This is a genomic window from bacterium (assembly GCA_029210545.1).
Lineage (GTDB): Bacteria > BMS3Abin14 > BMS3Abin14 > BMS3Abin14 > BMS3Abin14 > JARGFV01.
This window is the reverse complement of the sequence record JARGFV010000080.1, coordinates 1-12,203: the sequence shown is the minus strand read 5'-3', so window position 1 is coordinate 12,203 and position 12,203 is coordinate 1. Positions and strand designations below refer to the sequence as shown.

The 12,203-nt window shown below is 58.6% G+C and carries 11 protein-coding genes; 10 read left to right on the top strand and 1 reads right to left on the bottom strand.

What is annotated here, in order from left to right; genetic code table 11:
- Window positions 1-431: 431 nt before the first annotated feature.
- The 9 genes from aroB (at window position 432) to P1S46_09000 (ending at window position 10,716) form a co-directional block, all read left to right on the top strand.
- Window positions 432-1,523, top strand: coding sequence for a 3-dehydroquinate synthase (gene aroB / locus P1S46_09040; GenBank protein MDF1536631.1), 1,092 nt, complete (start codon window positions 432-434; stop codon window positions 1,521-1,523).
- A gap of 304 nt (window positions 1,524-1,827) precedes the next feature.
- Window positions 1,828-3,363, top strand: a complete 1,536-nt coding sequence (locus P1S46_09035; GenBank protein MDF1536630.1) for a tetratricopeptide repeat protein — start codon at window positions 1,828-1,830, stop codon at window positions 3,361-3,363.
- A complete protein-coding gene (locus P1S46_09030; GenBank protein ID MDF1536629.1) occupies window positions 3,360-3,719 on the top strand; it encodes a roadblock/LC7 domain-containing protein in 360 nt (119 codons plus the stop codon). Before P1S46_09035 ends, P1S46_09030 begins: the two co-directional genes overlap by 4 nt.
- Window positions 3,716-4,186, top strand: coding sequence for a type II 3-dehydroquinate dehydratase (gene aroQ, locus P1S46_09025; GenBank protein ID MDF1536628.1), 471 nt, complete (start codon window positions 3,716-3,718; stop codon window positions 4,184-4,186). Before P1S46_09030 ends, aroQ begins: the two co-directional genes overlap by 4 nt.
- Window positions 4,183-4,743, top strand: coding sequence for an elongation factor P (gene efp / locus P1S46_09020; protein MDF1536627.1), 561 nt, complete (start codon window positions 4,183-4,185; stop codon window positions 4,741-4,743). Before aroQ ends, efp begins: the two co-directional genes overlap by 4 nt.
- A gap of 11 nt (window positions 4,744-4,754) precedes the next feature.
- Entirely contained in the window at window positions 4,755-5,231 is a 477-nt protein-coding gene (accB, locus tag P1S46_09015; protein ID MDF1536626.1) for an acetyl-CoA carboxylase biotin carboxyl carrier protein, read from the top strand.
- Window positions 5,228-6,580, top strand: a complete 1,353-nt coding sequence (gene accC, locus P1S46_09010; protein MDF1536625.1) for an acetyl-CoA carboxylase biotin carboxylase subunit — start codon at window positions 5,228-5,230, stop codon at window positions 6,578-6,580. Before accB ends, accC begins: the two co-directional genes overlap by 4 nt.
- Window positions 6,581-6,680: 100 nt before the next feature.
- Window positions 6,681-9,452 (top strand): tetratricopeptide repeat protein, encoded by a 2,772-nt coding sequence (locus P1S46_09005; protein MDF1536624.1) that lies wholly within the window; start codon window positions 6,681-6,683, stop codon window positions 9,450-9,452.
- Window positions 9,453-9,600: 148 nt separating this feature from the next.
- Window positions 9,601-10,716, top strand: coding sequence for an AAA family ATPase (locus P1S46_09000; GenBank protein MDF1536623.1), 1,116 nt, complete (start codon window positions 9,601-9,603; stop codon window positions 10,714-10,716).
- A 17-nt stretch (window positions 10,717-10,733) separates the two neighbouring features.
- Here P1S46_09000 and P1S46_08995 read toward each other — a convergent pair whose 3' ends face one another.
- A complete protein-coding gene (locus tag P1S46_08995; protein MDF1536622.1) occupies window positions 10,734-11,231 on the bottom strand; it encodes a phosphatase PAP2 family protein in 498 nt (165 codons plus the stop codon).
- Between the two features lie 379 nt (window positions 11,232-11,610).
- Between P1S46_08995 and P1S46_08990 the strand changes: the two genes are divergently transcribed.
- Entirely contained in the window at window positions 11,611-11,826 is a 216-nt protein-coding gene (locus P1S46_08990) for a YdcH family protein (GenBank protein ID MDF1536621.1), read from the top strand.
- The last annotated feature ends 377 nt before the right edge of the window (window positions 11,827-12,203 follow it).

Genomic DNA, 12,203 nt, shown 5'->3' with positions numbered 1-12,203 from the left:
TGCGAGACTTTGGCTCAACGGGAACCGAAAAGCGTGGTTTTCGGTTCCCTCACGGATCGAACACACAGCCATTGGCATTCGATCCGGGCGCCGCTCCCAGGCGCGGCAGTTTTCACGGGTCATCGATCCGGGCGCCTCTCCCAGGAGCGGCTTGCCATTGATTTGGGCGCCCCGCGCGGGGCGCGTTGATGGACTTTTGGCGAGTCCATCAACTTTACAGCTTATAAAGAGGGTCAGGACTTCAGACAGTTTGAATTGCAGGACCGGGTATTCACGAACCAGGGCACCCGGCGCCAAATCCAAGGATTTGTGAAAGAGCACCGTCGGCAGACCGCTGACCGCCCAACTCGGGCGGTTTTTCGTCAAAACAGATGAGTAGACCCCGGCACAGACAGCCGAGGAACTCATTCGTTTGACAGGAGGCAAGGTAGATGGTCCAGATTGTAAATGTCGGTCTCGATGACAGGTCCTATTCCATCCAGATCGGACCCGGGAGTTGGGACGGTCTGGTTCCTCATCTGGCAGCCTCGCTTCCAACCGGCGTGATCATGGTCACCGATGAGCGTGTGGATTCCCTTTACGGGGAGACTGTTCACGGGATGCTGGTGCGCGGAGGCGTCAGGGTCCTGCGGTACGTCGTCCCTGAAGGTGAGCCAAGCAAGTCCTTTGAGAAGGTCGAGGCGCTGTGCCGGACCATGGCCGCTTCCGACATGGACAGAGGGTCCCTTGTCCTTGCCCTCGGGGGAGGTGTCGTGGGGGACCTGGCGGGTTTCGCGGCGTCGGTGTACCTGCGGGGTGTCCGTTTCGTGCAGATGCCCACGACACTTCTCGCCATGGTGGACAGCAGCGTCGGGGGCAAGACCGGGATCAACATCCCGGAGGGGAAGAACCTCGTGGGTACCTTCTACCAGCCCGAGGCCGTGTTCGCCGAGACTCCGTGCCTTTCCACCCTCGAGACCCGGGACTGGGACTCAGGGCTGGCTGAAGTGGTCAAGATCGCCATCGCGCTTGACGAGGAGCTTTTCCGCTACATGGAGTCGGTTGACGACCTTTCCCCTGGCGGAGGACTGGATGTGGCCCGCATTGTCGCGGCTGCCTGCGCCCGCAAAGCGGAAGTTGTCGAGCTGGACGAGAGGGAAACGGGTCTCAGGAGGGTGCTGAACTTCGGACACACCCTGGCCCATGTCATCGAGGCTTCACTGGGTTTCGGGGTCATGCGTCACGGCGAAGCGGTTCTTCTGGGAATGGGCGCCGCCCTGCGGCTTTCGGTCGACCTGTGTTCACTGCCTGAGGAGCAGTATGCGAGGGCCTCCGCCCTCCTTCGCCGTATCCCCACTCCTGAAGTAACGATACCCGATGAGGCAGCATTGTACCTGAGCAGAGATAAAAAAAGCGTGGGCAGTTCCGTGCATGCTGTCCTCGTCAGCGGGATCGGTCAGCACCGGATCGTCCCGCTGGAAGATCCGGCAGCTTTGTTAAGAGCGCTCAAGGAGTGGAAAAAAGACTGGCAGGAGGAGAAATGACAGGGAGTAGGGGGCAGGGAATAGGGAAGAAAGACAAGGTTCAAACGGTCTCTTCCACCTCTTGTCCTCCATAGCTTTAGCGAAGGAGGATCCACATTCCGCCTTCCTCTTCCTCTTCCTGTTCCCGGACCCGAAATCCGCCGGGGGATGAATTGTGTTCCAGTGGATTTCGGGTGATTGACTTGATACGTCAATTCCCATAGCATCAAAAGAATACCATTGAGATTTTTTGCGAAGTCATCAATTTTTAATTTTTATTCCCAATCGGGTAATGCCGTGAGAGTACAGGAGGGGGAGGTCTGCCATGAGCGAAGATGATATTCAGCGATACGAACGGATGCTGGCCGATGACCCTGAATCCAGGGCGTTTGCCCCTCTGGCTGAAGCCTACCGAAAGGCGGGACGCCTGGATGACGCCATCCGGACCGCAAGAGCGGGACTGGAAGTCCACCCGGGTTACAGCGGCGGTCTGCTCGTTCTGGGCAGAGCCCTCTACGAGAGCCGGGAACTTGACCCCGCGGTGGATGTCCTTCGGAAGACCGTAGCCGACAGCCCTGAAAACTACCTGGGGCAAAAGTTCCTGGGTAAGGCTCTCAGGGACAAGGGAGACATCCAGGGAGCGCTTCGGGCTCTGGAGGCAGCCAACTTTCTCAGTCCCGAAGATCAGGAAGTGGCCCTGATCCTGGAGGAGATGAAGAAGAAGGCGGAGCCTCCCAGGAAGATGGAGTTCGAGGCGGGATCGGGCAGGGGGGATGGAGAAGGACACCTTGTCACCTACGAGCAAAAGCCCACTACGGTAGACGGCGTCGAACTCGACCCCCTGCCGACCGAGGAGACCTTCTCTTTCTCCCCGGAAGGCCAGGACGTCACCACGGACCCGGTTGCCGTCCGCCCGGTAACTGTCGTTAAAACCCCCGTCGCTGAAGGTCCAATGATAGCGGATGAGGCTGTCATTGACGTTCCCGAGGACGATGTCGACGAGATTGATGTTGACCTGATTGAGGAGGAGGGCGGAGTTTTCCAGGTGGACGATGTGGACGACATCGATCAGTTCGATCCCCAGATCGCCGCCTTCATGGAGGAGGGAGAAAATCTGGCCGAGGCCAGTCTGGCTGAAGAGGTGATCCCCGGGACGGTACCCGAAGCCCCGTCATCAGTTCAGCCGCCACCTGATGCCGACGAGATCGTTTCTGTGACGGAGACTGAGACGGTGAACGAGACTGTTATGGAGACCCGGCCGGCGCCTCCGGCCCCCGACCTCCTCTCGATTCCCGAGCCGGCAATGATCTTCCGGGAGCCGGAACAGGAACCGGCCCTGGATCTGGATCTGGCGCGGCAAACGTCCGAGCCGGTCCCACAGTCGCCGCCCTCACTGGACGCTTCAGCGACCGGCGGCGCCATCTCGACGGAGACCCTCGCGGACCTTTACGCTCAACAGGGACTTACGGACAAGGCACTGGAGATCTACAGGCAGATCCTCCAGGAAAGGCCGGGGGATGAGGTCATCGAGCTGAAGATCTCGGCACTGGAAGAGATGATGGAGGAGCAGCCTGCAGTTCAGCCCCCACCGTTCATCGAAAAGCCTGTGACCGTCACTCAGCCCGTGACTGAGACGGAGACTGTGACTGTAATTCATCCCCCCCCTGCTCCCCCGCAGGCTCAACTGGTCTCAGATGCGGTCCCAGGGGTTCCGGAGCCGGCCGCCGCACCGGTGGCCGCGACGGCACCTGCGCCTGTAACGGAGCCGATGGCCGCCAGGGAGGCGGCTGCCCCTGGAAACAAGATGAGCGAGACCCTGGGGCGGTGGCTCGAGAATGCGGAAAGGATGAAACAGAAATGATCTTTGACGAAATACTGACGGATATAGCACAGCGGTCCGACGGGCTCATGGGCGCCGTCATCATGGGGATGGACGGTATCGCCATTGGCGAGCATCTCGTGGACGAATCGTGCAATATCCAGACGGTGGGTATCGAGTACGCATCAGCCATCAAGAGCATACAGAAAGCTTCCGTCTCCCTTTCGGCCGGTCAGGTTGAGGAGGTGTTCATCAGCACCCGGAACAGCACGTTCATCCTGCGCCTGGTCACAGACGAATATTTTATCGCTGTGGTCCTCGGCCCGGATGGTAACCGCGGGAAAGCAAGATACCTGATGAAACTGGCTGCTCCCCGCCTCATCAAGGAATTTACATGACACGTATCCTCGTTATCCACGGCCCCAACCTTAACCTTCTCGGAAGCCGGGAAACGGATCATTACGGGGTCATGACGCTGGAGGAGATCGATTCCGGCCTCGTCGATTTCGGGCGCGGGCATGGGGTCCATGTGGAGACTTTCCAGTCCAACCACGAAGGTGAGATCGTCGAACGGATCCAGCGGGCTCCCGGGGCCGGTTTTCGTGCGCTGGTCATCAACCCTGCCGCCTTTACGCACACCAGCGTGGCGATCCGCGATGCCCTGTTAGCGGCGGGACTGCCTTTTTTCGAGATCCATATTTCAAACATCCATGCCAGGGAGGAATTCCGCAGCCGTTCCCTCGTTTCGGACGTCGCCTCCGGCATCGTCATGGGGTTCGGGCCTGTGGGGTACCGGTTAGCCCTCCTTGGGGCCCTGGACCTCCTGGCCGCTGACCGTCCCGGCTCAGAGGAGGAGTTGTCTTGATCAGCACCAATCAGTTCAAAAGGGGTATGAAGGTCGAGATGGACGGGGAACCGTACATTATCGTGGAGTTCCAGCACGTCAAGCCGGGCAAGGGAGGGGCGTTCGTACGAACGAAGCTGAAGAGCCTCATTTCCGGAAACGTGCTGGACAGGACGTTCAGGTCCGGGGAGAAGCTGAAAAGGCCGGATTTTGAAGAGAAGACCATGCAGTTCCTTTACAGCGACGATGGCGGTTTTCACTTCATGGATACCGGCACCTACGATCAGACCCTCATCACCTCGGGGGATCTGGGTGACATCACCGGGTTTTTGAAGGAACAGCTCGAGGTGAACGTCCAATTTTACAACGGTAAACCGGTGGGTGTGGAGCTGCCCATCTTCGTGGAACTGGTCATTGAAGAGGCTGAGCCCGGCGCCAAGGGAGATACGGCCACCGGCGCCACCAAACCGGTCAAGCTGGAGACGGGAGCCGTCATCAACGTTCCCCTTTTCCTCAACGAGGGGGATGTCGTCAAGATCGATACGCGCACTGGCGATTATATCGAACGCGTCAGATAGGAGTGCAGCAGATGGATATCAAGGAGATCAGGGAGATCCTGAAACTTGTTGAAAGGTACGGGGTCCAGGATTTTACCCTCCAGAGGGGGGATACCCGGATCCGGGTCAGGAAAGGGGGTGTCCTGGAGGAAACGGCGGTTGGCAGGACTCGTGAGCTTCCTTTCCAGGAGGCATCCGCCCGCCCGGCGCAGGCCGCACCTGGCGATGTTCCCGCTGCCGCGGGCGACACCCTGGCCGTGGGCGTGAACCAGTTCCTCGTCACTTCTCCCATCGTGGGGACCTTCTACAGGGCCCCGGGCCCGGAATCCCCGCCCTACGTTGAGGTCGGCACCAATGTAAGCAAGGGCACAGTGATGTGCATCGTCGAGGCCATGAAGATCATGAACGAGATCGAGTGCGAGGTCTCGGGCAAAGTCTCTTCGATCCTGGTAGAAAACGCCCAGCCGGTCGAGTACGGTCAGCCGCTGTTTATCGTCGATCTGTCGTGAGCAAGTCGAGACTTTTCTCCAAGATCCTGATCGCCAACAGGGGTGAGATCGCCCTCAGGGTGATCCGCGCCTGCAGGGAACTGGGCATCAGGACGGTAGCCGTGTTTTCCGAAGCCGACAAGGACGCTCTCCACACGCGGTTCGCGGACGAGAGTATCTGCATCGGCCCGGCAAACCCCATCCAGAGCTACCTCAACATCCCGGCGGTCGTGAGCGCTGCCGAGGTGTCGGATTGCGAGGCGATCCACCCGGGGTACGGCTTCCTGGCCGAAAACCCTGAATTCGCAGAGGTCTGCGAGGCCAGCGGGATCACCTTTATCGGTCCCCGTTCGAATCACATCAGGCTTATGGGGAACAAGATCCAGGCCCGCAACCTCGCCGTGAGGGCCGGTGTCCCCATACCCCCGGGGGGGGTGGAGGGGGTGAGCGACCCTGAAGTGGCCCTCGAGGGGGCAAAGCAGCTTGGTTTCCCGGTGATCATCAAGGCTGCCTCGGGCGGAGGAGGCAGGGGGATCAGGGTCGTCCACTCCGAAGCCTCTTTCAGGACATCTTTTTCCATGGCCCAGGCCGAGGCGGGTACGGCGTTCAACGATCCGGAAGTCTACGTGGAAAAGTTCATCCAGTCTCCCCGTCACGTGGAGATCCAGGTGCTCGCGGACAGCTTCGGAAAGGTCGTCCACCTTGGCGAAAGGGACTGCAGCATCCAGCGGCGATACCAGAAACTCATCGAGGAGGCACCCTCCCCGGCCATGACCGACGAGCTGAGGGCCCGCATGGGTGAGGCAGCGACATCCCTGACCCGCGAGGCAGGCTATCTCAACGCCGGGACGGTGGAGTTCCTGCTGGATGCCGAGGGGAACTTCTACTTCATGGAGATGAACACCCGGATCCAGGTAGAGCACCCGGTCACAGAGATGGTGACAGGTATCGACCTCGTCAAGGAGCAGATCCGGATCAGTGCCGGGCACCCGCTGGGGATTTCACAGGAGGACGTGAAGATCCAGGGGCACGCCATCGAGTGCCGTATCAACGCGGAAGATCCGGTGGACCACAGGCCAAACCCCGGTACCATTTCCTTCTATTATGCCCCCGGCGGCCCGGGGATCCGGGTGGATTCCGCGGCGTTCCAGCACTACTATATCACACCCCATTACGATTCCATGATCGCCAAGCTCATCGCCCACGGACGGGACCGTGAAGAGGCCCTGGCAAGGATGCAGCGCGCCCTGGAAGAGTTCGTCATCGAGGGGATCAAGACCACCCTTCCCCTCCACCAGCGGATACTGGCCACCATGAAGTTCCGCAAGGGTGAGTACGGGACCGATTTCATGGAGACGATGAAGAAATAGAGGGTTGGTTCACTGTTCACAGTTCACTGTTAACGGAAAACTGCATGTGTGTTATCGTTTCATTTTATTTTTTTATCCGGTGAGGTCGGGGATTATTTGAATGACTGATAAAGCAAAACTGCTCAAGGTTGCCCAGAAACACCTTTCCAAGGGCAACCTGGACAAGGCGATAAAAACCTTCCAGAACCTGGTGGAGGTCGATCCGAGGGACCAGAGGCTCACCCTCAGGCTGGCCGACCTGCAGGCCCGCGCAGGCCGCAAGTCCGAAGCGGTTCAAAATTACGAGAAAGTCGCCACCAGGTATATCCAGCAGGATTTCACCCCCAAGGCCATTGCCGTTTACAAGACAATCCTCAGGCTCGATCCCGAGCTGCTGTCGACCTACGACAAGCTGGCCGAGCTGTACAAGAGCCAGGGGCTCGAGGCTGAAGCCCTGTCCCAGCTGGAGAATCTTTTCCAGATCTACGAGAAGAGGAGCGACGAAGGCAAGCAGATCGAGGTCCTGCAGCTCATGGTCAACATGGACCCGGAGAACCTGGGTTTCCAGGTCCGGCTGGGTGAGACCCTGGCCAGGAAGGGCCGCAAGCAGGAGGCAGCCGAAGCCTTCGCCAAGGCCGCCACCACCTTGAGCCGCCGTGGTTTCCACGATCGGGCTTCCCAGCTCTTCGAGAAGATCACGGGCCTCAACCCCGACAACACGGCGGTTCGCAAGGAGCTGTGCGCCCATTATCTGGAGAGCGGCCAGTTCAAGGAGGCCCGGAAGGAGATCGAGGCCATTCTGGCAGTGGAGCCCGACGATCCCCGCATGGCGCTTCTCCTCGGGCGGATCCACTTCCAGCTGGGAAACAATTCCGGCGGCGAACAGATGATCGCGCAATCGCTGCAGCTGTTCCTCAAGTCGGGAGAGCTGGAAGGGGTCATGAGGGAGTACCTTTTCGTTGCCCAGTCACACCTGCGCAACGGGGAGTTGGACGAGTCCGAGGCGTTCTACCGGCAGATCATGATGGTCGTGCCGGGGGAGATCAGGGCCATCAAGGGCCTCATTTGCGTTGCCGAGGCCAGGAATGACAGGGTAGGACAGATCAAGAACCTGCTGCTCCTGGGAAGGTCCCTGGTACAGAGCAGGGATGCGAAGGGTGCCTGCAAGGCCTTCGAGAAGGTGAGCCAACTCGATCCTCTCAACGAGGAGGCCAAGGGGTACCTGGCGAGGGTGCAGGCCGGCGATCTCGAGGCACTATCGGCGGCTGTTGACAGCGCGGGTCCTGGTGAGGCGCCGGTGGAGCTCGGGGCAGCGGAACTTGAAGAACTGACCGAGATAGAGGATCTGGAACTGATCTCCGAAGAAGGCACGGATGTCGAAGAGGGGATGGAGATCAGCGAAGAAGAGGAGATCGAGGCCATCGATCTCGATGATGGCCAGGAACTTGAGTTTGACGATATCGAGTCGGTGGAGGTGATCTCTGAAGAAGAGATCGATTCCATCCCTGATATCGTTCTGGAAGATTTCGACGACGAGGTGGAACTGGTCGCTGAAGGCGGCGGGGACCTCGCTCCAGGGGAACCGGGTGTTTCTGCTTTTGAGCCCGAAGCCTCCCCTGAAGAGGAGATGACCGTCGACGAACTTCTCGCCGAGGCCGAGGTCTACGAACGTTACGGGCTGACGGATAAGGTCATGGAGATCCTTGAAAGCGCCAGGGCCAAGGCCCCGGACGACCCAAGGGTCCTTGAACGGATCGAGGCCGCCGCCTCGGGAGCGCCTGCGCCTGCCGATGCGGCCACCGGGCAAGTCCCCGGGTTAGAAGAGTCCGTCAAACTCCCTGATGAAACCCTCGCTCAACCTCCGGAAGCACAGCCGGTTTCAGAACCCGGGGCCAGGGAAGGGCATGACCCCTTTGCGGAGGACATGGAGGAAGCCGATTTCTACATGTCCCAAGGTCTCGAGGATGAGGCTCACCGCATCTACCAGTCGATTCTCAAGCGCTCTCCCGGCCATGCGGCTGCGGCGGCTGCCATTGAAGGGGTCGAGGCCCCTTCGCAAGGATCTGCTCCGCCTGTTACCGGGGCGCCTCCTGTGCCCGAATCCCCGGCTGCCCCCGCACAAAAGGTGCCGGCCGCCGGTACACGGGTGCTGCCTGGTGATGCCCGTGAGGTGAAAGGGAGACTCATCGTCGAGGACTCGGAAACAGAAGGCGCCGGAGGTTTCCTGGACCTTGCCGAGGAACTGCGGACGGAGCTTGCCGATGAGTTCCAGGCCCCGGCGGAGACGGTTTCAGACGGCGGCGGTATCACCTTCGAGGAGATCTTTTCCCAGTTCAAGAAAGGGATCGCTGAGACTCTTGGAGACGAGGAGTACGAGACCCATTACAACCTGGGGATCGCCTACAAGGACATGGGGCTTTCCGACGATGCCCTCAGGGAGTTCGAGATCAGCAGCAGGGACCCTGACCTTGCCCAGGACAGCCTCAGCCTGATGGCCATGTGTTTTGTGGAAAAGAAGGATCTGGATTCCGCTGTGAAGGCGATCCAGAAGGCGATCGACATCTCGGAAGTGTCTACCAGGACTGGCTTGTTCTACCAGATGGGAGAGACCCTGGAGCGTAAAAAGGCGTGGCCCGAGGCTGTTGCCGCCTACGAGGAGGTCCAGGCCAAGGATCCCACCTTCGAGCGGATCGGCGAGGCTATCGAAAGGGTAAAATCCCACCTTGTGGAAGAGGCTGAAGACGAAGTCGAGGCTGACATGCCCCTGGACGGCGGCATGGACGACATGCTCTCCGATCTCATCAGGGAGGTTGAGGAGATGGCCAGGGAAACGGCGGGCGAGACCGGTGACGATCCCGGTAAACCCAAGAAAGACAGGATCTCCTATCTATAAAACCGCCATTCGGACACCATGGCGGTTTTATAGCTATTTTTCCCGAGAGGTCCGCGCCGGGAAACTGACTGAAGGAATAATAAAGGTTCAAAAAAGGGTTACCACTTGATCGGAACCCGCTCCTTCACGGGCGGGACTAGAGGAGAAAATGAGCTACCTCGATTTTTACGGCCTCCAGATAGAGCCCTTTTCCAACGCCCCGAATGAGCGTTTCTACTACAATAGCGCCCAGCATGCCAGGGCCCTGACACGGATCATGTACGTGGCCGAGACCATGAAGGGGCTTGCCGTTGTGGTGGGCGACATCGGCACCGGCAAGACAACCCTGGCGAGGAAGGTCCTCGACGGTCTTCCCTCGGAAGCCTACGAATCGGCCCTTCTCGTCATCCTCCACTCGGAGATATCCCAGGAGTGGCTCCTCAGGCGCATCGCCCAGCAGCTCGGTATCGAAAACCCCGCCACGGAAAAGCTCCAGATTATCGGCCAGCTGTACCGCAAGCTCATCCACCTCCACGAGATGGGAAAGAAGGCTGTGGTCCTCATCGACGAGGCCCAGATGCTCAACACCCGGGAACTCATGGAAGAGTTCCGCGGCCTTCTTAACCTGGAGGTGACGGCCCACAAGCTCATCACTTTCGTCTTTTTCGGCCTGCCCGAGATCGAGGATGTCATGGCCCTCGACCCGCCCCTTCTGCAGCGGGTGGCCATGAAGATCCGCCTGTCCACCCTTACCGAGGAGGCCACCAAGGCCTACGTCGTGCATCGGATGGCCATCGCCGGCACCAGGGACCCCGTCTTCACCGACACGGCCCTCAGGCGTATTTATCGTTACTCGGACGGGTTCCCCAGGAAGATCAACGTCCTGTGCGACAACGCCCTGTTCCAGGGGTTTCTCATGAGGCAGAGGATCATCGACGATTCCATCGTACAGGAGATGGCCTCCGACCTCGGGTTTGACGCCAGGCTGGACGCCCAGTCCGGCATTCCCGCCATGGATGTCCCGGCTGACTGGTCACCGGCGGGGGTCCGTCCCGATGATGTCATCCCGGAAGAGCTCATCCAGGCAGGGGATTCAGCCGGCCAAGGAGATGCTTCGGAGGTGGCGGAGTACTCCTTCGACGTTCCCCCCGTGCCGGACATGACCGGGTTCCAGGGCGATGGCGCGCCGCTGCCGGATCCTGAACCGCAGTCGGCCGGCAATCCGGACGACGATCTGGATGTGAAGCTGGAAGAGTTTTTCGAGGATACATTCAAGGAAAGCTGATCCCGCCAGGGCATCGATCAGCTTTCCTTCATGGATGCCTTCGATACCTCCAAACACTCGATCAGGGTGATTACTATCCAGGCCAGTACTATCCCCCCAAGGGAATCGAAAGCATAGTGCCATCCGAGATAGACCGTGGAAACCACGAGCTGTGAGAAAGGGAAAAGCAGAAGTACGGTCAGAATCCTATGTTTGCTCCATAAGAAAAAGAGGAGGATGGTGCTGAATGTAATGTGTAGACTTGGAAACGCGGCGATCCCGCCGCCGAAGGTCACATGAAAGTTCTCGGGAGATTCCATGGTTGCGAGAAGTTGGCGAAGAAGCATCTCCTTGAGAAGAGGGTTGTCAGGCATCCTGTCGAAAAGAGCTGCGGTCTCACTATAGAAATAGGGCCCTAAACTCGGAACGATCCAATAAATGATCGTTCCGGCGAGACTGGCAGTGACGAGAGCGTTGACGACCCTGATGAGGTACCGGGGAGAACTGAAAACAAGGGCTCCGCCAAGGCCGAACACATGGAAGTGAACCGCTCCCCGGCCTTTAGGCCGGGGAGCGGTTCACTGATTTACCCTGTGATGCGGTCAAAACAGACCGCGCTGTGTACCCTGTGGTGAAACCCGGGCTTTTACGCCATAAGGCTTAGATTACCCCAAATCCCCGAAGTTGATCTTTTCCGTGTCTCCGTGTGAGGCATGGTTTGGTTCTGATTTTCGATGTTCAATACCGATTACTAACCGCAGCAGGCAAAAACCTGCTTTACCCCGATACCCCGACACACCGTTACGCCGATACAGCTGTCAAGACCTGAAATCCTACCCCCCGCGGATTTCAGGTCTTGACTTTAAAACCCCCATAACCCTATAATCCAACTTATTTTTTTTCCAAGGGAGAACCATGACCACCAGAGACCATGAACTGATCGAGAGGGTCTGTGCCGAGAACGGGGAGTTCAAGGCGCTTTACGAAGATCACCTGGCCTTCGAAGAAAAGATCGAGGAACTTTTGAAAAGACCACCCACCACGGAACTGCACTTCGAGATCGAGACGCTCAAGAAGCAGAAGCTCGCGGGGAAAGACAAGATGGAAAGGATCCTTACCAGGTATAGATAAAATTTCAAGCCAATGGCTTACTCAAAGCGAGGCCACTGGCCTCGCTTTTTTTGCAATTAAGGCTTTGTAAATAGGACATTTTCAAAGGTCACAGGTAAAGGGTAACAACAGTTCCTTTAAACAAGGCAAGGATCAACGAACCACAGTGCGGCCGGCTGAAGGCCGCTCCACAGAGTTGCACAGAGTAGAAAATATTAGAAAGCACCAACATTGATAGAGTCGCAAAAAGTCCAATCCGGGACTTTTCGCTCCACGGGAAGGGAAAAGCGTGGTTTCCCCTTCCCTCACGGAGGCTACTGTAATATCGCCAAAGTCCGGGTAAGACTTTGGCTCAACGGGAACCGAAAAGCGTGGTTTTCGGTTCCCTCACGGGGGCT

Excerpts from the sequence above, each read along its gene's own strand:
- accB (MDF1536626.1), top strand. The coding sequence starts at position 4,755 with ATGGATATCAAGGAGATCAGGGAGATCCTGAAACTTGTTGAAAGGTAC.
- P1S46_08990 (MDF1536621.1), top strand. The coding sequence starts at position 11,611 with ATGACCACCAGAGACCATGAACTGATCGAGAGGGTCTGTGCCGAGAAC.
- P1S46_09005 (MDF1536624.1), top strand. The coding sequence starts at position 6,681 with ATGACTGATAAAGCAAAACTGCTCAAGGTTGCCCAGAAACACCTTTCC.
- P1S46_09000 (MDF1536623.1), top strand. The coding sequence starts at position 9,601 with ATGAGCTACCTCGATTTTTACGGCCTCCAGATAGAGCCCTTTTCCAAC.
- P1S46_09035 (MDF1536630.1), top strand. The coding sequence starts at position 1,828 with ATGAGCGAAGATGATATTCAGCGATACGAACGGATGCTGGCCGATGAC.
- aroB (MDF1536631.1), top strand. The coding sequence starts at position 432 with ATGGTCCAGATTGTAAATGTCGGTCTCGATGACAGGTCCTATTCCATC.
- aroQ (MDF1536628.1), top strand. The coding sequence starts at position 3,716 with ATGACACGTATCCTCGTTATCCACGGCCCCAACCTTAACCTTCTCGGA.
- P1S46_09030 (MDF1536629.1), top strand. The coding sequence starts at position 3,360 with ATGATCTTTGACGAAATACTGACGGATATAGCACAGCGGTCCGACGGG.